Source organism: Exiguobacterium sp. s39, assembly GCF_018618925.1.
Lineage (GTDB): Bacteria > Bacillota > Bacilli > Exiguobacteriales > Exiguobacteriaceae > Exiguobacterium_A > Exiguobacterium_A abrahamii.
The window spans coordinates 312,699-332,990 of record NZ_JACSNA010000002.1; the positions used below are offsets into that span (position 1 = coordinate 312,699).

The 20,292-nt window shown below is 37.6% G+C and carries 15 protein-coding genes and 3 riboswitches; of the genes, 14 read left to right on the forward strand and 1 reads right to left on the reverse strand.

Going from position 1 to position 20,292, the window contains the following annotated elements; translation table 11 throughout:
* Positions 1-34 precede the first annotated feature (34 nt).
* Positions 35-136: riboswitch (purine riboswitch) on the forward strand.
* 129 nt (positions 137-265) lie between these two features.
* From guaA to KNQ11_RS13110, 8 genes are all read left to right on the forward strand, one after another.
* A complete protein-coding gene (guaA, locus tag KNQ11_RS13075) occupies positions 266-1,786 on the forward strand; it encodes a glutamine-hydrolyzing GMP synthase (RefSeq protein WP_214772219.1) in 1,521 nt (506 codons plus the stop codon).
* 158 nt (positions 1,787-1,944) lie between these two features.
* Positions 1,945-2,877 (forward strand): tyrosine-type recombinase/integrase, encoded by a 933-nt coding sequence (locus tag KNQ11_RS13080; RefSeq protein WP_133208365.1) that lies wholly within the window; start codon positions 1,945-1,947, stop codon positions 2,875-2,877.
* Between the two features lie 65 nt (positions 2,878-2,942).
* Positions 2,943-3,542 (forward strand): GIY-YIG nuclease family protein, encoded by a 600-nt coding sequence (locus KNQ11_RS13085; protein ID WP_214772197.1) that lies wholly within the window; start codon positions 2,943-2,945, stop codon positions 3,540-3,542.
* Between the two features lie 585 nt (positions 3,543-4,127).
* Positions 4,128-4,640, forward strand: a complete 513-nt coding sequence (locus KNQ11_RS13090) for a GIY-YIG nuclease family protein (RefSeq protein WP_133208367.1) — start codon at positions 4,128-4,130, stop codon at positions 4,638-4,640.
* 256 nt (positions 4,641-4,896) lie between these two features.
* Complete coding sequence (locus tag KNQ11_RS13095; protein WP_214772199.1) at positions 4,897-6,276, forward strand: hypothetical protein; 1,380 nt, start codon at positions 4,897-4,899, stop codon at positions 6,274-6,276.
* Between the two features lie 147 nt (positions 6,277-6,423).
* A complete protein-coding gene (hsdR, locus tag KNQ11_RS13100; protein ID WP_214772201.1) occupies positions 6,424-9,633 on the forward strand; it encodes a type I restriction-modification system endonuclease in 3,210 nt (1,069 codons plus the stop codon).
* A gap of 123 nt (positions 9,634-9,756) precedes the next feature.
* A complete protein-coding gene (locus KNQ11_RS13105) occupies positions 9,757-11,184 on the forward strand; it encodes a type I restriction-modification system subunit M (protein ID WP_214772203.1) in 1,428 nt (475 codons plus the stop codon).
* The gene (locus KNQ11_RS13110) at positions 11,181-12,536 is read left to right on the forward strand and encodes a restriction endonuclease subunit S (protein ID WP_214772205.1); all 1,356 of its coding nucleotides are present in this window, start codon (positions 11,181-11,183) and stop codon (positions 12,534-12,536) included. Before KNQ11_RS13105 ends, KNQ11_RS13110 begins: the two co-directional genes overlap by 4 nt.
* A 2-nt stretch (positions 12,537-12,538) precedes the next feature.
* Here KNQ11_RS13110 and KNQ11_RS13115 read toward each other — a convergent pair whose 3' ends face one another.
* On the reverse strand, positions 12,539-12,745 hold the full coding sequence (locus tag KNQ11_RS13115; RefSeq protein ID WP_214772207.1) for a hypothetical protein: 207 nt from the start codon (positions 12,743-12,745) through the stop codon (positions 12,539-12,541).
* A 233-nt stretch (positions 12,746-12,978) separates the two neighbouring features.
* On the opposite strand from KNQ11_RS13115, the gene KNQ11_RS13120 reads away from it, so the two are divergent.
* The 6 genes from KNQ11_RS13120 to KNQ11_RS13150 all read left to right on the forward strand — a co-directional run bounded on the left by KNQ11_RS13120 (position 12,979) and on the right by KNQ11_RS13150 (position 19,997).
* Complete coding sequence (locus KNQ11_RS13120) at positions 12,979-13,560, forward strand: recombinase family protein (protein WP_133208373.1); 582 nt, start codon at positions 12,979-12,981, stop codon at positions 13,558-13,560.
* A gap of 344 nt (positions 13,561-13,904) precedes the next feature.
* Positions 13,905-14,663 (forward strand): abortive infection family protein, encoded by a 759-nt coding sequence (locus KNQ11_RS13125; RefSeq protein ID WP_214772209.1) that lies wholly within the window; start codon positions 13,905-13,907, stop codon positions 14,661-14,663.
* A 506-nt stretch (positions 14,664-15,169) separates the two neighbouring features.
* Positions 15,170-15,721 carry a hypothetical protein gene (locus KNQ11_RS13135; protein WP_214772211.1) on the forward strand — a complete coding sequence of 184 codons (552 nt, stop codon included), beginning with the start codon at positions 15,170-15,172 and terminating at the stop codon, positions 15,719-15,721.
* Between the two features lie 122 nt (positions 15,722-15,843).
* Positions 15,844-15,945: riboswitch (purine riboswitch) on the forward strand.
* Positions 15,946-16,224: 279 nt separating this feature from the next.
* Positions 16,225-17,229 (forward strand): YsnF/AvaK domain-containing protein, encoded by a 1,005-nt coding sequence (locus KNQ11_RS13140; RefSeq protein WP_214772213.1) that lies wholly within the window; start codon positions 16,225-16,227, stop codon positions 17,227-17,229.
* Positions 17,230-17,460: 231 nt separating this feature from the next.
* A riboswitch (purine riboswitch) is annotated at positions 17,461-17,562 on the forward strand.
* A 135-nt stretch (positions 17,563-17,697) separates the two neighbouring features.
* Positions 17,698-19,002, forward strand: a complete 1,305-nt coding sequence (locus tag KNQ11_RS13145; RefSeq protein WP_214772221.1) for an NCS2 family permease — start codon at positions 17,698-17,700, stop codon at positions 19,000-19,002.
* 83 nt (positions 19,003-19,085) lie between these two features.
* Positions 19,086-19,997: a proline dehydrogenase family protein gene (locus KNQ11_RS13150; protein WP_214772223.1), complete on the forward strand. Its 912-nt coding sequence runs from the start codon at positions 19,086-19,088 to the stop codon at positions 19,995-19,997.
* The last annotated feature ends 295 nt before the right edge of the window (positions 19,998-20,292 follow it).

Genomic DNA, 20,292 nt, shown 5'->3' on the forward strand with positions numbered 1-20,292 from the left:
CGAAACGATACAGTTACAATGGGAACAACGTAAATCACACACATGCAATCTCCTTTGTATATACTCGCGAATATGGCGCGAGAGTCTCTACCGGGTCACCTTAAACGACCTGACTATGAAGGAGCAGACCCTTCGTATACATTTTTTTGTGAAGCGGCCTGCTCTTTTTCCATTTTATCCATGGGCGAAGAGTGGGCTTTTTTCATAGGGTACGCATGAAATCAGAAAGGCGGGAACAGATTTGGAAGCACATTTGGACCAGGAAATGATTCTCGTCCTCGATTTTGGAGGACAGTACAATCAATTGATCACACGTCGTATTCGGGACCTTGGTGTCTACAGTGAGTTGCATTCGCATAAAATCACTGCAGCAGAAGTAAAAGAAATCGCACCTGCTGGTATCATCTTCTCGGGTGGCCCACGTAGCGTCTACGCAGAGGATGCGTACCGGTGTGACCCAGAAATCTTCGACCTCGGTATTCCAATCTTCGGGATCTGTTACGGCATGCAGCTCATGTCACAACATTTCGGCGGAACAGTAGAACGTGCGGGACATCGTGAATATGGAAAAGCCACATTGACGTTACAAGACCCGTCACCGATGTATGCGAACCTACCGCTTGAACAAACGGTCTGGATGAGCCACAGCGACCTCGTTACTTCTGTGCCAAACGGATTCGTCGTCGATGGAACGAACGTGTCATGTCCGATCGCTTCAATCAAGAACGAAGAATTGAAAATGTACGGTGTGCAGTATCACCCGGAAGTGAACCATACGGTCTTCGGAAAAGAATTGCTCAAGAACTTCCTCTTTGAAGTCTGTAAATGTGCAGGCGACTGGTCGATGGAGAACTTCATCGAAATTGAAGTAGCGAAGATTCAAGAACAAGTCGGCGATAAAAAAGTCCTCTGTGCACTTTCTGGTGGTGTCGACTCGTCTGTCGTCGCAGCCTTGATCCACAAAGCAATCGGTGATCAATTGACATGTATGTTCGTCGATCACGGTTTACTGCGTAAGGGTGAAGCGGAAAGCGTCATGAAGACATTCGCGGATCACTTCCACATGAACGTCATCAAGATTGATGCCCAGGACCGTTTCCTCGACAAACTCCGTGGTATCTCTGATCCAGAGCAGAAACGTAAAATCATCGGCAACGAGTTTGTCTACGTCTTCGACGAAGAAGCTTCGAAGCTGACGGACATGGACTTCCTTGCCCAAGGTACGCTCTACACGGATATCATCGAGAGCGGTACGGATACGGCACAAACAATTAAATCACACCACAACGTCGGTGGATTGCCGGAAGACATGCAGTTTGAATTGATCGAACCGATCAACACGTTGTTCAAGGATGAAGTCCGTGAACTTGGGAAAGAACTCGGTCTTTCTGATGAAATCGTGTGGCGTCAGCCGTTCCCAGGACCAGGTCTCGGAATTCGTGTCCTCGGTGAAATCACAGATGAGAAACTCGAAATCGTCCGTGAATCTGATTTCATTCTTCGCGATGAAATCAAAAAAGCAGGACTCGAGCGCGAAATCTGGCAGTACTTCACAGTCCTTCCTCCAATCCGATCGGTTGGTGTCATGGGCGATGAGCGGACATACGACTATGCGGTCGGAATCCGCGCTGTCACGTCAATTGACGGAATGACATCAGACTGGGCACGTATCCCATGGGACGTGCTTGAGAAGATCTCGGTCCGAATCGTCAACGAAGTCCAGCACGTTAACCGCGTCCTGTACGATGTGACGTCGAAACCACCTTCAACGATTGAGTGGGAGTAATAAGTGGGCTTACTGATAGGATTCGTCTCATGAAGCCTGTCGTACCAACGTTTTAAAGGGGACAGGTGAAAAGAAGATTGTTTCACCTTCAACAATTATATTTAAAAATGAAGCTCTCTTTTGTTCGCATTATTTGTGAATGAAAGGGGGCTTTTTTCGTGACCAAAATCATGGAACTGTTGGATGACTTTAAATTGAACCAACAAATTCAAGGGAGGAGACCACGATATATTGACATGTGCATCTGGCGATTGATGAGGTGGCAGGACTTTATGCAAGGAGATTTAGGAGTGGAGGAAGTCGAGGATATACGAGCTATACACGTTAAACGGTATATTCAGTATCGTCAGCAACTGGGACAAGAAAAAGCGATTACGATCAATAACAATATCGCAACGTTAAGAGTTTTCTTTAACTATTTGGTAGAGGAAGAGTTCATCGAGGATCTCGCTAATCCGATGCGACGAATCAAAAGTTTGAAGGAGGAAAAGCGAGTAATTATAACGTTCAATGATGACGAAGTAAAACGAATCATCACTGATGTTGAGGAAGAAACCTATTCTAATGTCCGAGATAAGCTTATTCTCATCATGCTGTTTGATACAGGTGTCCGAGTTTCAGAGTTGATTGGCATTAAAAACAAGGATGTCTCATCTAAAGCGATACTAATCCATGGCAAGGGATCACAGCAGCGTCTTGTGTACATTAGCAAAACGATGCGCAAGTATATGCGTCGCTACGAAGTGTTAAAAAAAGAGCGGTTTCGATGTAAAGAATCAGATGAGATGGAAGAGTACTATTTGTTAGATCAATCCGCTACACAGTTACATCGCTCCAGTATAAACAAAATCTTGAAAGCTCACTGCAAGAATGCTGGAGTACGTAAGGAAGTACGTTGTTCACCACATGATTGCCGTCATTACTTTGCTCAAAAGCAATTGCGTAATGGAATAGACATTTATAGTTTAAGTCGTTTGATGGGACACTTTGATACGCAGATGACGTCTAAATACTTGAGAGGACTGGAACAGGACAGCATTTTAGAAATTGGTAGAATGTACAGTCCACTTAATGATTTCAAAATCAAATAAGTTCAGTTAGTAACTTGCATATATCTGAAAAACAATTAAAAGAAATGAGAAAGGAAGATCATTACATGGGCAAAAAGCAGACACATACATTTGGCTTCGAGCTGAGTTCGCTAAGGGGGCTTTCTGGTGTATATGTATTTCGGAATGCTAATGGCGATATTGAGTACGTAGGAACATGCAAAGATATAGACGATACAAAAGAGAACTGGAAATCGAGAATACAGTCGCATCATTCATACAGCGGCAAAAAGTTAACGGATGAAGTCACTTTCATGGACGTGTTCATACCAAATCAATCTATTAACAATCGAGGCTTATTAATTTTAGAGTATCTTCTAATTTGGTATCTAAGACCCCCGAAAAACCTTCCTGATGGGCTAGGAACGCACTGGAGATACTTTTACTGGTCTTGGTCAGAAGAAACTGTTAAAGCAGTAGCAAGGGACAAATTTGACTTAATAATTACTACTAGTATTGAGGAGTATTTACGTTCTTTCCGAATCAAGCGAATTCATCGAGAGTATGAATCAGACGGAAGATTTACAAAATACGGTTCTGTTAGAGAAGTCGGCTTCATCGATGAGCCGTGTCTTGATGATTCGGTTTGTACTTGTTTCCATTGCATAGCAAGAGAACGGCATAATGCTATCTTTAATGATGATTGATTTAGATAAAACTAAATAGTCTATGAAAACGACAAAAGTCCGCTGGAGTGAAAAATCTCTGGCGGCTTTTTCGTGAGAAGGACTGATAAGAAATTCAATCTATACAATGTTATCTGTTTATCTCGTTATCTACATTCATCTTTCGTCAAGATCAGCACTCCTAAGCACACGAAAAATGCGCCTGAAAGTTTCGATACGAGAAGCATAAGAAATTAATTTAAAGAGGCTATATATGAAGAAACAATAGGTTGAATAAAGCTTTTTACGAGACATATTAAATTAATTGAATGGTGATTCAAAAAAAAATTTTCAAAAAATCAAAAAAAGTTCTTGGTGGCGATTTTCACGAAAAAGAGTAGGCTTTTACTGACGAATCTGCCTCATATCGGGAAAACTCGATTTGATATGATCAGGATATCAGAATAACTGATAAAAAAATACTAGAAGGCGAGGGAAGAAATTGCCGATTTTCGTAGTGTCGGACAATAGTATATTGTCGAGGGTGAAGGCGTACACTAATTTCAAATATCATTGTTTAACATCAAAATTAATTCGAAAAAAAGTTTTATGGTCAAGTTTAGCGAGGTGAAAAAATATCAAAAGCAGTTGTCTCAAGAGAGCGGATTATATTTTTTCCACGTTAATAAAAAGTTAAAGTACGTAGGACAAAGTAAAGATTTATGGTGGAGATTCAATGGTGGTTATTTAAAAAAAGGTACCAAGCAGCATGTTAACAGTAGACTGTTAAATTTGATTGAAACAAACCCTGATGAGATTGAAGTACTATTTGTTTTGATGGAAAAAGAACTATTAAAAATAACGGAGACATTACTCATTCAAAAAAATATCCCTGAGTTCAATGAAATTGAGAACCCGAGAAGAGAACGTCATTCAGTTCAAAAAGTTATTGGCAGAATTGTTACAGAATCAAACAGACAGTGGACATTTAGTGAGATGAGACATTATTTGTACGAGGGTTGGAATAAAAGGGTTCCTTATGATCATATCGATGAGGCATTAGCGGATTATAAAAACTTAACCAATCATTGTAAACAATCACAAAAGAGACAAACACTGAATCCGAAAAACAAATTGTAATACTAGTACAAAAATTTGAATGTAAAAAGTCAGGATAATGTATAAAAAATATACTGAATCAAATCGCAGTTTCTGTACCGAATCGACCTAATAATAATATATATTTATAGACTCGATTTGGTACAGAAAAAATACTTCGAAAGCCAAGTTAAACTAAGGTCTATTGAATATAAGAGACGATTTTATCAAATCATGCTAAAAGTGAGATGTAGTAAATGCTTAGAAATATTAATAAATTCATAAGAAAGGAATTAAAGTGTTGAAAACATTTACCCTAAAAGAGTTAGTTAAAAAATATGGAAGTGATGCACAAAAGCAAGCACTTAAAAAGAATGGGAATTTATCTGGGAAAGAAACAGAAATAATCATGAAATCGGTAATGGAGTATTGGGAGTCATGCACATCTGCAGGAAGAGGCTCGAAAAGAGTTTTTACATGTGTAGGAAAGCGTTCTAAAAAGGCTGATCGAATAGATAGACGTTCAAATAATGGTAGTGGACAATTAGTTGGAGAATCTGAATTAAAATCAATTGTATTAAGTTTTTTAGTGCAGCAACATAATACTATAAAACCGATGAGTGCAAATAAATGGTTAAGTAGTATTGGTATCATTGATGAAACACTTTTAAAAATGGTTTATGGGACCAAAGAAAGTGATTTGCACAAAATAAAAGAGTACTTTAAGAAAAATATTTATAATTATGAAAATGATAAATTAGAAAATGAGATGGTAGATGACTTTATTCAAGTGTTTTTAGGGAATTTAAAGTCAAATTTAGTATCGGTGTTTCGTAAGTTAAATAAAGAGGGGGTTATTGTTTATCAAAAGCAACGATGGGGGCATACAGTAAACGATATACACAGAAGACTAAAAAAAGATGAAGTCATAAAAATCGATACTATTAGACAAGAATTGCTTTATTTATATAATATAAGTGCTCAAGATGTATTTGTTAAAAAAGATAAAAAAGAAGTCAAAGCATATAACCAAGACTTAGTTAAGGAGTTAAAAGATCAATTAGGCTTGAAGTACTATTACGATGCTCATTATTGTTCAATTAATAATAAAGGAATGAACCTTATAGAGTTTCTTGATCAAAAACAAGAAAAAGAAGATTCTCCATTCTTTCATAGATTAACTGGTATATATTTTGATATAGAATTAGAAAAGTATAAGGAACTGTATAGTGAACGTTCTTTATCGCTCGCTAAAAAACGTGAAGAAAGTACAGTCAAAAATTATTCTAAATTCAGTAGGGTTAATTTTTTAAAACTAAATAAGCAGTATGCCTTAATGTGGGAATGTTTGCTAAAGTATTTTGGGTGTTATAACGTACTGAAATCAAGCCGAAACGTGCTTGAAAAAGAAAAATCAATGAATCCCAAAATTTCGGTCGTTACACAAAGAGGGTCTAGTATTCATGAAAATCTTGTCTATGAATCAGAAGAAATTACTAAAGTGCCGGAAGAGATTGAAGAAATGATTACTATAGAAATTGGTGAAATGAAGATAGATGTACCTAAAAACAGACCGAAAATTGATCCTTTAGCACAATTTAAAGCTATACGTGCGAAGACAGAAGAAAGAAAAAATATAATTAATAAAACTCATCTTTCATACAGTATTGCTGAATGAAAAGAACAATATAGTGAAAGAGTGTCGATTATGTTCAATGCGTGATTGATACTCTTCTTTGCATTATTTTAGAAAATGGTTGAATTGTAAAATACATACACCATGATGGTATAATAGTGAAAAATACTATATAAAGTGGTGGTAATCATGAAAAGTAATTTTGCATTCTTTCTTGGTAAATGGGATGTTCTCGCTAATTTAGGTGAATCAGCAGAACGGAACGTTTACATTGATCCACATACAACGTTGATGAAGCTGCGTTTATTTGCAGAGACAATGACTAAATACATTTTAGCACTTGAGAATTTAGAAGAACCTGATAATAAAAAGCAAATTGAACGAATTAACTTACTAAGAAGAGAAGAGCTACTAGCTCCTGAGTTAATAGAAATCTTCCATGCGTTGCGTCGAAAAGGAAATCAGGCAGTGCATGGCGCAGACTATGGACAAGTTGCAGAAGCGAAAGCAATGCTCCATTTAACTTATCGTATATCGATATGGTTTATGGAAGTGTACAACGATTGGAACTTCCAAGCACCAGAATACATTGAACCCGTCGAACAGGAAGAAGAAAACAAGATTTATGAGTTGCAAAAAGAATACGATTTTAAAGTTAAAAAGTTAGAGGATGAACTAAAGAGCATTCGTAAAGATTCAAATTTAGAAAGTCCAGAAATAAAGAGAGAACGCAAAAAAATATCACGTAGTTTTGTTCATAATCAGCGATTATCAGAATCAGAAACACGAACAATTATAGACGAAAAACTGCGCTTGGCAGGCTGGGAAGTAGATACGAATAATTTAAACTCCTATACAAAAGGAACGATTCCGCAGAAGAATCGAAATATGGCAATTGCTGAGTGGAAAGTTGGAAGAGGAAGAGTGGATTATGCGCTCTTTATTGGATTACAACTAGTTGGTTTGGTAGAAGCGAAAGCAAAGCATAAGAACATACCTGCTGTTTTAGATAGCCAAACGAAAACGTATGCTAGAAATGCTACTTCGATGGGGAATGAACAATTGCTGTCTGCCAACGGTCAATATAAAGTACCGTTTCTTTATGCTACAAATGGCAGACCATTTTTACGCCAGTTAAAAGAAGAGTCAGGAATCTGGTTTTGGGATGCTCGAAAACCGACAGAGCATGCACGTCCATTAGAAGGTTGGCATTCTCCAGAAGACTTGCAACTTCTTCTGAGTCAGGATGATGAAGCTGCTAATGAACAGTTGAAAGAAGAAGATATTACTAAGTTTGGTCTACGTTCTTATCAGCAGAATGCAGTATTAGCGGCTGAGCAAGCTATGCAAGAGGGACAACGAAAAATGCTCATTGCTATGGCAACCGGAACAGGGAAAACTCGAACTGCGATTGCACTTATGTATCGCTTAATTAAAGCTAAAAAAAGTCGACGTATCTTATTCTTAGTTGATCGAAAATCTCTCGGTGTTCAAACAGAAAATGCATTAAAAGATACAGAAATCGAAGGGCTTCCTTTCTCAAGTATCTATGATGTTAAATCATTAGAAGACATGTCTCCGGAGATTGCAACTCGAGTACACATTGCAACAGTGCAAGGTATGGTACATCGACTGTTTTACAGTGAAGACAAGCGGATACCAAGTGTCGGTCAATATGACTTTATTATTGTTGATGAGGCGCACCGAGGTTATACCAGTGATCGTGAAATGTCTGACGAAGAGTTGTTGTTCCAAGATCAAAATGACTATATTAGTCAGTATCGACGGGTAATTGATTACTTTGATGCAGCTTGCTTGGGTCTCACAGCAACACCTGCTCTTCACACAACAGAGATATTTGGAATGCCAATCTTTAAATATTCCTATAGTGAAGCTGTGCTCGATGGTTTCTTGACTGACCATGAACCACCATATGTTTTTGCAACAGAGCTATCTACTTTAGGAATCACGTTTGAAAAAGATGATGAAGTTGAAGTCTATGATGTGGATAACAATGAAATTCAACTTGAAAAAGTAGAAGATAATGTTCATTTCGAAGTCGAGCAATTCAATAAGCGAGTAATTACTGAGCCATTCAACCGAGCGATTTTAAATACACTCGCTCAGTATATTGATCCAATGGGAAAAGAAAAAACATTAATCTTTGCTGCTACGGATCAACATGCAGATTTGATTGTACGATTGCTAAAAGAAGCATTCAAAGAGTTAGGTGATGAAGTGGAAGACGATGCAATCGTCAAGATTACGGGTTCAATTTATAAACCCCTTGAATCAATTAAGCGATTTAAAAACGAACGCTTGCCGAACGTAGCGGTTACTGTTGACCTTTTGACTACAGGAATCGACGTGCCTGCTATTACTAATGTCGTCTTCATGCGACGTGTACAATCACGTATCTTGTATGATCAGATGCTTGGACGTGCCACACGCCTTTGCCCTGACATCAATAAAACGCATTTTAATATCTATGATGCAGTAGGGATTTATGACAAACTACAAAGTTACACGGAAATGAAGCCCGTCGTAAAGAACCAAATTCAAAGCATACAAGAACTTCATGATCGTCTAGCGCATGCTAAAACAAAAGACGAAGCAAGCTTTTACGGAGAACAACTGACAGCTAAGTTACAGCGACGTAAACAAAAACTAACTGAGACAGACAAAAAGAAATTTGAAGAGCTATCTCAAGGGAAAAGTGTCGATGAATGGATTAGTGAAGTAAAGAACTATTCTCCTGAAGAAGCTAGTCAATATTCGATTCTATTTGAATACATGGGAGAGTATAGAATCAAAGGAGAAAAGCGTTACATTTCTGATAAAGAGGATAAGGTTACGCATGTAACCAGAGGCTATGGAGAAGGTAATGAGCGCCCAGAAGATTATTTAGATGGATTCGTACAATTTATTAAAGCCAACATAAACGAAATCCCCGCTTTGCAACTAGTTTGTACTCGACCAAAAGACTTAACTCGTAAAGACTTACGAGAGTTGATTACGATTTTAGAAACAAAAGGCTTTAAGCAGTCTCATTTACAAATTGCATGGAAGCAAACGAAAAATGAGGAAATTGCTGCGGACATTATTAGTTTTATTCGTCAGGCTGCTCTTGGTGTAGCATTAGTTGATCATGAAACAAGAATCAAATATGCAATGCAAAAAGTCTATTCTCTTCATGATTGGACACCGAGACAAAAGAACTGGCTAGAACGGATCGAAAAACAACTACTATTAGTCCCTGTCTTAGCTCCTACTCCGGAAGCTGCATTTATTGAAGAGCCCTTTAAAAGCAGCGGAGGATATAAAACGCTGAAAAGAGAATTTGGTGATTTGATTGATCCGATTGTTTCAACAATCAATGATAACTTGTATGTAGGATAATTAAATTAAAATGCCGCTAATTCAATATAGCGGTATTTTTTGAGTTATAATTATAAAATTGACTACTTATTAATTGATATTTAATAAGAAAACAGATAAATAGAAATACATTGGAGGAACAACATGACAAACCAGGAAATCGTAAAAAAACTATGGAATCTATGTAACGTATTACGAGATGACGGAATCAATTATCAACAGTATGTAACAGAACTAACTTATTTATTGTTCTTAAAAATGATGAAAGAACAAGAGACTGAAGCAATAATTCCAGAAGAATATCGTTGGAATGAGCTTGTAGAAAAAGAAGGGCTTCCATTAAAACAGTTTTATCAAAAGCTTCTTCTTGAATTAGGTAGCAACGAAAATGATAAATTGCGACTTGTTTACAGTGATGCTTCTACCAGTATTGAAGAGCCTAAGAACTTAGAAAAAATTATTAAATCTATCGATGCGCTCGATTGGTACAATGCTAAAGAAGAAGGATTAGGCGACTTGTATGAAGGACTTCTTGAGAAAAATGCAAGTGAAACAAAGTCAGGTGCAGGTCAATACTTCACACCTCGACCATTAATTGATGTAATGGTGCAATTGATTGATCCTAAAGTAGGGGAACGTTGTGCTGATCCTGCAGCAGGAACATTTGGTTTTATGATTGCTGCAGATCGGCATATAAAAGAAAAAACAGATAATCACTTTGATTTAAATATTGAAGAAATTGAGTTTCAAAAAAAAGAAGCTTTTTCTGGAATGGAGCTTGTAAAAGACACGCATCGTTTAGCCTTGATGAATGCACTCTTACATGATATTGAAGGACGTTTAGAGCATGGTGATACCTTATCAAGTAATGGGAAATGGATGAAGAATTTTGATGTTATTCTTACCAACCCACCATTTGGGACAAAAAAAGGGGGAGAACGGGCTACTAGGGATGACTTAACATTTGGAACTTCTAATAAACAATTAAACTTCTTACAACTTATTTACAATGGATTAAATGATAGTGGGGAAGCGAGGGCTGCAGTTGTTCTACCTGATAATGTTTTGTTTGAAGGTGGGATAGGAGCACAAATTCGTCAGGACTTAATGAATAAGTGTAACTTGCATACCATTTTACGTTTGCCAACAGGTATTTTTTATGCACAAGGCGTTAAAACAAATGTTTTATTTTTTACTAGAGGGAAAACTGATCAGGATAATACGAAAGATATTTGGGTTTATGATCTGCGTACAAATATGAGTTCATTCGGCAAGCGAAACCAGTTGACTATGGCACACTTTGAAAACTTCATGAAGGCTTATGTATCAGAAGATCGTTCGGAAGTTAAAGATGAGCGTTGGAATAAATTTACTCGAGAAGATGTCGTTAAAAATAATGAGAATCTGGATATTGGGTTGATTGCAGATGATTCAATGTCTTTGTATGAAGATTTACCAAATCCTATTGAGTCAGCAGAAGAAGCAATTTTAAAGCTTCAGAAAGCTATGAATTTATTGAATGAGGTTGCTAATGAGTTACGTTCTATTGAAGAAGAGGTGGTCAAGCAGTGAGTAAAAAAAAGAAGACCATTGAGAAAATTTTAAAAGAATCTATAATATCAGATGAAGAACAGCCATATGAAGTACCTGAAAATTGGGTATGGATGAGATTTGATAGTGTGATAAAGACAAATAGTAATCGAGCAACTGCTATTAAACAAGCAAATTATGAAGAAGAAGGGGAAATACCAGTAATTGATCAAGGGATGAGATTAATTTCTGGATTTACTAATAATCAAGAACATAAATATACAGGTGAATTACCAGTTATTGTTTTTGGTGATCATACAAGATGTATAAAATGGATAGATTTTAATTTTGCCCAAGGAGCAGATGGAACAAAACTATTAAAACCCTTGGAACACCTTTATCCAAAGTACTTTTACTATTTATTGAAAACAATTAATCTACCAAACAAAGGTTATAGTAGACATTTTAAATACCTTAGGGATAGTGTATTACCAGTTCCTCCCTTAGAAGAACAAAAACGAATTGTTGGAAAAGTTGAGAACTTTCTAAAAAAAATTGATGAAGCTAAGTTATTAATTGAGAAAACTGAAGAATCTTCTAAATTACGAAGATCAGCTATTTTTAATAGAGCATTTAGTGGTGATCTTACTAGTGAGTGGAGAAGTGAAATATATGGGGAAGATAGTAGAGAAACAAATAAAATAAATTCTTCTGATCTACCCCTTAATTGGAGAATCGTTGAATTAAGAGAAATTTTACAAATGCAAAATGGATTATCAAAGAGAAAGGGTGAGAATGGGAAATCAATTCCTGTTCTAAGACTTTCAGATATTAAAGGAACTAAGTTTAATGATTCAAATTTAAGAGAGATAAAACTTTCTGAAGAAGAGTATAGAAAATATTGTCTTGACTTAGATGATATATTATTCATAAGAGTCAACGGTAGTTTTGATTTGGTTGGAAAAGCTATTCACTTTAATTTGTCACATGATGCAGCGTTTTCTGATCATTTGATTCGTGCGACTTTTGATAAAAAGCTAATAAGTGCCTCTTATTTGAAATATTTATTTGAAAGCTCCTTAGTTCGTGATCAACTAAAAGGAATGATAGTTTCATCTGCAGGACAAAATACTATAAGTCAATTGAGTTTAGGGAAAATAAAAATCCCGTTGCCTCCTAAAAAAGAAATGGAACAAATTACGAATTTACTTGGAAAAATCTTTGTTAAGGAAGAAAATATATTATCTCATTTGAAGGATAACATCAGTCAACTACATCAGATGAAACAATCTGTACTTTTAAAAGCTTTCAAAGGAGAATTAGGAACAAACATTTTAGCGGAAGATAATGCTATTGAGTTCTTAACAAGTTCATTTCAGCAACAGATGAATTAATATCATTTCATTGTTTTATTGGACTTTCGGTTCCATTCTCTTTGACAGTCTGGACATTGCCATTTACGAATACTATCAAACTCAATACTTGTAATTCCGATTTTTCGTGTGAAATGAGTTGCTCCATAAAACTTTTGTGATTCTTCTGGAATTGGTTCTCCTTGAAGGTCAGCATTACAGTAAGGGCAATACTCTTTGATATCATTCATGGTATCATTTCCTTTCACTACAATTAATTTTATCTAATAGTAGCATATAAAGATAAATTTCATTTTAATTCTTTTAGAGAAAAAATTCTGTTAAACCGTCGTTTTATAGACGAAATACCGAGAGAGTATAAATTAACATTTATGCTCTCTCTTTTTTGTTGTTTTTGTCTATAAACTCGTCTAATGTAGTTTGTATATAAAACATATGAGAAAAAAGAATAGAGGTTAAATGAATGCATCGAATCATCGGATATTGTCGTGTGAGTACGGAAGATCAGAACTTAGATATGCAAGAAAGAGCTATTGAGAAGTATGCGGAGGAAAAAGGACTGCGGTTGGTGATGTATGTTGAGAAAGTATCAAGTCGAAAGAGTGAGAGGGTCGAGCTATTGAATGCAATGAAAGCTGCTACTCAAGGAGATCTTTTCGTTGTCTATAAACTAGATCGGCTAGCCAGAAGCACTAAAGAGTTATACGAATTAACTGAGCAACTAAAAGAGAAACAAGTTGATTTTGTATCAATCAGTGATGCATTTGATACATCCACTCCAACTGGGAAAGCTATGTTTGGTATGTTGGCTGTCTTTGCTGAGTTTGAGCGTGATATTATTCAGCAACGTACAAAAGCTGGACTAGCTGCAGCTCGTAAGCGAGGGAGAATTGGCGGTAGACCTACTATAGATGAAAAAGTGAAAAAGCGTGTACGCACCCTCTTTGAAGCTGGAGAAAGTGCAAGCGATATTGCCAAAGAATATGGAATCGGAAGAGCGACTGTCTATAAAATTATTAAAGAAAGTTCAGAATTGACTCAGTGATTTCAATCTGAGAGCAGAGTCTCTAGTTAATTACTCGATTAGTTTAATTTGTTTAAACAACTTAAGTGTGAAAGATCTTTACTCTAAAGACATTGATTGAATGTAGCTATTTAAAAGAATCATTGCTTATTTTATACAGACTTAAAATTCTAATGGAAGGGGGGGTTATTGTCACTTACAAAAGTCGAAATAACTCTTATAATCGCATAGGTAGGTACATCCACACGATACAAATATTATGGTGTTGCTTTATTGCTTAGAAATCATCTTCTTCGTAATTATAAATTGTATAAGTTACTATGAACGGCTTGTTGTTAAATATGGAATCGAGAGGGGATGCTACGATGAATGACGGGCTATATATTAAAGTAGAAAAATTAAAATATTTACTCGTTTCTCATGCAACTGGAGAAGATGCTGATGATGCTGAATACAAAGATTTACGTCAGGAGTTAATAAGAAATACCTATATAAATAGTTATTTACCAAAATTTTTGAGGGATTGTCGCTCGTTAACAGAGTTTTGGGGTCATATTAAAAATCAATCACCTACATATCAAGGAAGACGTGATTATTTACGTGATGAGTTTAATCATGCTCTGACTATAATAGAAGAAAGTATAATTACTACTTCTCCAGTAGATAGTGTTGTTTCTGACACTATAGATGGGCATATCGATTACGAATATGTTCAACAAGTTTGGCAAAAAGCTTTAGTAAGGCGGACGACAGATCCTGATGGAGCAATCACTATTGCGAGGACTTTGCTAGAGGCAACATGTAAACATATTATGGATGAGGCTGAATATGAATATAATGATAAAGCCGAATTACCACAACTCTATAAAGGAGTTCAAGAACTACTTAACCTAGCGCCTAGTGAACATACGGAACAAATATTTAAAGAAATTCTATCGGGGTGTGTATCTGTAGTAAAAGGTCTCGGATCATTAAGAAATAAACTGAGTGACGCACATGGCAGAAGTCGTAAAGTCCCATCTCCTTCATCTAGGCATGCTCAGTTTGCAGTTAATATAGCTGGATCTACAGCTGAGTTTTTAATCTCTTCATGGGAAGAAAAGAAGGGGCGAGAAAGTAAGTAATTACTACCCCGTAAAATTGTAGTTTTTTCTGTATTATTGTTTGAAAATAAGCCCTTCACCTGCTACAATTATATAAATAAATAATGCGATAAATTCAGTGGATTCATAACTTAAATATATTGATAAACCCTTTAATACCAACGTTTTTTGAAGCGTCCTGTACGATGTGACGTCGAAACCACCTTCAACGATTGAGTGGGAATAAGTACTGGACTTGCTGAGAAAAAAATCGTCTCATGAAACCTGTCCTACCAACGTGTTAAAGGGGAGAGATGAAAGGAAGTCTGTCTCACCTTCAACAATTCGATTTTAAAATGAAGCTCACTTCTATTCACATGATTTATGAATGGAAGTGAGCTTTTTTTGTAACTAATCGTATCGAACTGTTAGATGACATTAGACAAAACCAATTTATTCGAGAGATTCAATTAAGATGTATCAAGATGTTCTGTTAGCTTTTGCTGAAATATATAATAAATCATTAAACGGATAGGAGGCACGCTCTCATGATAGATTGGACATGGGCTGAAGTGGATCGACTAGAAAAACAAAAGAAATGGAATGAAGCCAAAGTATATCTTTTAAAATCTTGGAGACAACATCCTGAAGATATTAAAACAGTTATTCGACTTGGCTTTTTTTGTTGGTACGTCACCTTTGAACATGGACCATTAGAAATTACAGAGAAAGATATAGATATTGAAGACTTGGAATCTTTACTAAAGGAAGTTACGCATGATGGTTTACGTCATTTTATGAACCATGAGGATTTTCTATGGTGTTTTGGTTATATGATTTCGATGACTCCTTATTATTTTGGAGAGGATGACGAGTGGGAAGAAAAAGGTATATCCATGTTACGACGTGCTTATGAATTGTATCCAGATGAACCGATCTATACATATTCTTATTTCGGATCTTTCCTTAATACTCATGGACTACTTGAAAATGAATCACAACATATACAACAGGTTCTAGAAGATCGATTTAAAGGTGAAAGACTATTATCCGAATACTTTAAAAGTATGGTGTTTAACATTAGACTTGATTTGAAATAGTAACGAATAGTCATCAAAAAAACTTTTAATTCCGAACCTTCGGATGAAGTGAGTAGTTAAGTTTTGTTTTTATGGTTTAGTCATAAATTTGACCGTGCTATGATGTGTCTTTCTTTATTTTTCATCCTACTAAAAAATAATGCCGTATAATTCTGGGATTAGGGTTTGGAAGGCTTTACAGGAACACCGTAATGATTTCTACTACTGTGCACATACAACATCGTACGTTTATTGAAACGGCTTTTACTTCTTAGGTAAGGGTCTTTTCTTGTTGTGTAGCATGACTAAAACGTTTTAAACAGGAAAAATTTTAATAATGAGCATGCTCTAGTAAACAGGATCAATACATTCCAAAAAGGCTTCAGTAATTAAAAAAGATGTACGAAAAATTCAGGTTTAATCAGAAAAAAAGTAGGGGAAATTCAAACTATTGGCATATAAGATTGATTTTCAAGAGCTAATTATTATTTTTTGTGGCATTTATTAAAAAGGAGGAAGAGATCATGACGAGAAAAGAAGATACATTTATCCAAGTATTTAATACCCAAGCGGAAGTACTGAGTAAAGTAAACGAATTAAAAGCGCAGGGATATGACGAAAGAGATATGTATGTCGTGGCTCAAGATAAACATTCCTTCTCTATGGTAGAGAATCAGACAAACGTCAATGTAGACACTGCCGGTGAACAAGAGCACCAAGGATTTATGGGGAAATTCATGGCTGCCTTTTCAGACGACTCTTCTACAGAAGCATTCCGCGGAATGGGCTTATCGCATGATGAATCAGAAGAATACCGTCGTCAGGTAGAAAGCGGCAAGTTGGTTTTATATGTAGACAGCGACTACGGCGATTCTTACGAAAAGCATAATCAAAGCTACAACCAAACTTCTGGAGTAAACAATAATCAATATGATCGCACTGGAGTCGAAGCAAATCGGGATCACAACGACCATCTTTCTGATAATGGTTCTCTTTCCGGTATAAATCGAGACCTAGGCTACGACAACACTCTAGGTGCAAATCGAAGCCGAGACTATGACGATACTTCAAGCATCGATCAGTCTGATGTAGATCGTACTGGCGTTACTGGAACGAACAGTGATACAGAAGAAGAGAGTCTTCGCCTGCATGAAGAACGGTTAAATGTAGATAAAGAAAAAGTGCAGACCGGGGAAGTAAACGTCAGCAAACACGTAGTCGAAGATCAACAATCGATCGAAGTACCGGTAGAGCGGGAAGAAGTTTACGTGGAACGACGTAAAGTGGATCAAAATGCGTCGGGAACAGATGCATTTGTAGATGAAAACGACTCCATCCACGTACCGCTTTCAGAAGAAAAAGTAGTAGTATCAAAAGAAGATGTAGTCTCTGAAGAAATTGTTGTCGGAAAACGTAAAGTGCGAGATACAGAAACTGTATCTGAAACGGTCCGACGCGAGGAAGCAGATATTGATGAAGGTACGGATACAAGAACGGACGTAGATCGTGACGATCATAAACGACTGTAATGGATCATATAAGAGAGGGGATAGCGAACAGCTATCCCCTTTTTTTAAGGAATTTAAAAAGAATAACAGTTGTCTCATCCATTAGGTCTTTTTACTGCAGCTCAAAGATAGCTCTTAAAAAAACGCTTCCAAAGACGAACGTTCGGATAAATTAAGTAGTTAAATTTCGTTTTTATGGTTGACCCATGAATTTGACCATGCTACGATGTGTCTGTTCTTATTTTCATACCACTAAAAAAACATAAATAATGCCGTATAATTCTGGGGATAGGGCCCGGAAGTCTCTACAGGAACACCGTAAAGGTTCCTACTACGGCGCACACGCAGCATCGTGCGCTTATTGAAACGGCTTTTACCGCTTAGGTAAGGGCCGTTTTTTGTTTTCAAGGAGACGGCTTATTTGGAAGGAAGGCAATCATGAGCACACAATTGAAACAGCCACACCAACCGAAAGCAAAAGAAAATGCGATTGCGCGTTTCTTTGATTTCAATGGGCTTGGTACGAACATGCGTACAGAGTTCATCGCCGGCATGACGACATTCTTCGCGATGGCGTATATCTTATTCGTTAACCCGAATACATTAGCCGAAGCAGGAATGGACGCAGGAGCAGTCTTCGGTGCCACAGCACTCGTTGCGATCATCGGTTCCATCACGATGGGGTTACTGGCAAACTATCCGATCGCGCTCGCACCAGGAATGGGACTAAATGCTTTCTTCGCCTATAGCGTCGTTATCGGAATGGGTATTCCGTGGCAAACTGCACTCTCAGGCGTTCTCGTCTCAGGTCTTGTTTTCATGGTATTGACGGCTTCAGGTATTCGTGAGGTCATCATCAACGCAATTCCAGAGCCGTTGAAAATGGCTGTTGCAGCAGGTATCGGATTGTTCATCGCGTTCATCGGTTTAAAAACAGGTGGTCTCGTCGTTGCGAATGAAGCGACACTCGTCTCACTCGGTGATTTAAGTAAAGGAACAACACTTCTCGCGGTATTTGGTCTTGTCGTATCGGCGATCTTAATGACACGTGGTGTCAAAGGCGCAATCTTCTTCGGAATGATCGTGACGGCGATTGCTGGAATGATCTTCGGTTTGATTCCAGTCCCAACAAGTCTTGGTGAGATTGTTTCAGCACCACCGAGTATTGCGCCAACATTTGGACAGGCATTCCTTCACTTCGATGAAATCTTCACGGTTCAAATGATGATCGTCATCCTAACTTTCTTCTTCGTTGATTTTTTCGATACAGCAGGTACGTTGGTTGCAGTAGCAAACCAAGCTGGTCTGATTAAAGAAAATAAAGTACCGCGTGCTGGTCGCGCATTAATCGCTGACTCAACAGCGACGGTAGCAGGTTCGATTCTCGGAACATCAACAACGGTTTCTTACGTTGAATCCAGTGCAGGGGTTGCAGCAGGTGGTCGTTCAGGTATGACGGCAATCGTCACAGCATTGTTCTTCGGTCTTGCTTTATTCTTCTCACCATTACTTGCAATCATCACAGCGCCGGTCACGGCACCTGCATTAATCATCGTCGGTGTATTGATGGCAGCTTCACTGCTCCAGATCGATTGGAAAAAATTCGAGTATGCGGTTCCCGCGTTCTTGACCGTCATCATGATGCCGTTAACGTATTCAATCGCAACAGGGATTGCATTCGGTTTCCTCTTCTACCCGGTCACGATGATCGCGAAAGGACGAGCAAAAGAAGTGCATCCGATCATGTATGTATTATCACTCGGATTCCTCGGTTACTTCATCTGGTTGCATTAATCCAAACTGCGTCTTTCTTCTATATAGAAGAAAGACGTTTTTTTATTGGGAGAGGGTAAGGGAGAAGAGAGAGGGTGATTCAGATGTTACAGCAGATTACTGGACCTGTATTCGAATACTTGGCTGAGAATAGGTTACTGATTCAATTAGCGAGAAAAGTTGGATTACCGCTTGGTGGAACGTTATTCGTCGGAGGACAGGGCGCAGAAGAGACACTCGATACCGTGAAACAATTTAATCAAGATGGACGAGCCGCGACAGTAGATTGTTTAGGAGAGTTCATTGAGACGGAGCAGGACGCGGTAGACATCGCAAATGAATGTATTAAAGTCATCGGGCAAATCAAAGAACATGATCTAGATGCACAAGTATCTCTAAAGCTAACATCGATCGGATTAAGAATCGATCCGGATATCGCCTATCAACAGTTGAGACGGATTGCAGAGGTTGCAGATCAACAAAAGATGCGCGTGACAGTCAACATGGAAGAAGCGATGATGGTCGAGTCGATCGTCCGAGTCTTCGAACGCGTACATGAACATTATCCAAACGTTGGGATTGCGCTACAGGCAAATGTATTCCGTAGTCGTTTTGATCTAGAACGTCTTCAGGCAACAGTACGTGTCGTCAAAGGGGCATACGATGGAGACGATGAACTCTATATTCAACCGAAGAAGACCGTCGATGAGACGTACCTTCAATTAGTAAAAGTCAATTTGTTAAATGGGAACTACACGCAAATCGCGACACATGATGAACAGATCATTCAGCAAATCATCGACTTTACTCAAATGAAACAGATTGATCCATCACGGTTTGAATTTCAAATGCTTCAAGGCATGCGACCGAAACGACAACAAGAGTTAGTTCGACAAGGTTATCGTGTCGTCATCTACGTTCCGCATGGTGTGGACTGGTATACGTATTTGATGAGACGGTTAGCAGAACGCCCAGCGAATATCGCGTTTACAGTAGGAGCCATGTTAAGAAGGTAAAGACTTTGCGAAGAGGATTTAAACTCTTTGCAAAGTTTTTTTAAAATAATGCTTGTGTTTGTCGAATTTTGTTGTTATATTAATAAATGTTCCAGCGAGACGCCTTTTATAAACGGTTCGTTGGGGCTGAAAAGTTTTTTAAAAAGCATGGTTGACATAATCAAAACAACCTGTTAATCTATTAAAGTCGCTAAGGTGGCAGACGAACTTTGAAAACTGAACGATGAGGCAAAAATCGTATTCTACGGAATACAAAAACGAATGAAGCGCAAGCTTCGTCAATCGTGACTTCGGT

Coding starts and splice junctions, on each gene's coding strand:
- KNQ11_RS13120 (WP_133208373.1), top strand. CDS start 12,979: ATGCATCGAATCATCGGATATTGTCGTGTGAGTACGGAAGATCAGAAC.
- KNQ11_RS13105 (WP_214772203.1), top strand. CDS start 9,757: ATGACAAACCAGGAAATCGTAAAAAAACTATGGAATCTATGTAACGTA.
- guaA (WP_214772219.1), top strand. CDS start 266: ATGATTCTCGTCCTCGATTTTGGAGGACAGTACAATCAATTGATCACA.
- KNQ11_RS13125 (WP_214772209.1), top strand. CDS start 13,905: ATGAATGACGGGCTATATATTAAAGTAGAAAAATTAAAATATTTACTC.
- KNQ11_RS13140 (WP_214772213.1), top strand. CDS start 16,225: ATGACGAGAAAAGAAGATACATTTATCCAAGTATTTAATACCCAAGCG.
- KNQ11_RS13135 (WP_214772211.1), top strand. CDS start 15,170: ATGATAGATTGGACATGGGCTGAAGTGGATCGACTAGAAAAACAAAAG.
- KNQ11_RS13085 (WP_214772197.1), top strand. CDS start 2,943: ATGGGCAAAAAGCAGACACATACATTTGGCTTCGAGCTGAGTTCGCTA.
- KNQ11_RS13150 (WP_214772223.1), top strand. CDS start 19,086: ATGTTACAGCAGATTACTGGACCTGTATTCGAATACTTGGCTGAGAAT.
- KNQ11_RS13115 (WP_214772207.1), bottom strand. CDS start 12,745: ATGAATGATATCAAAGAGTATTGCCCTTACTGTAATGCTGACCTTCAA.
- hsdR (WP_214772201.1), top strand. CDS start 6,424: ATGAAAAGTAATTTTGCATTCTTTCTTGGTAAATGGGATGTTCTCGCT.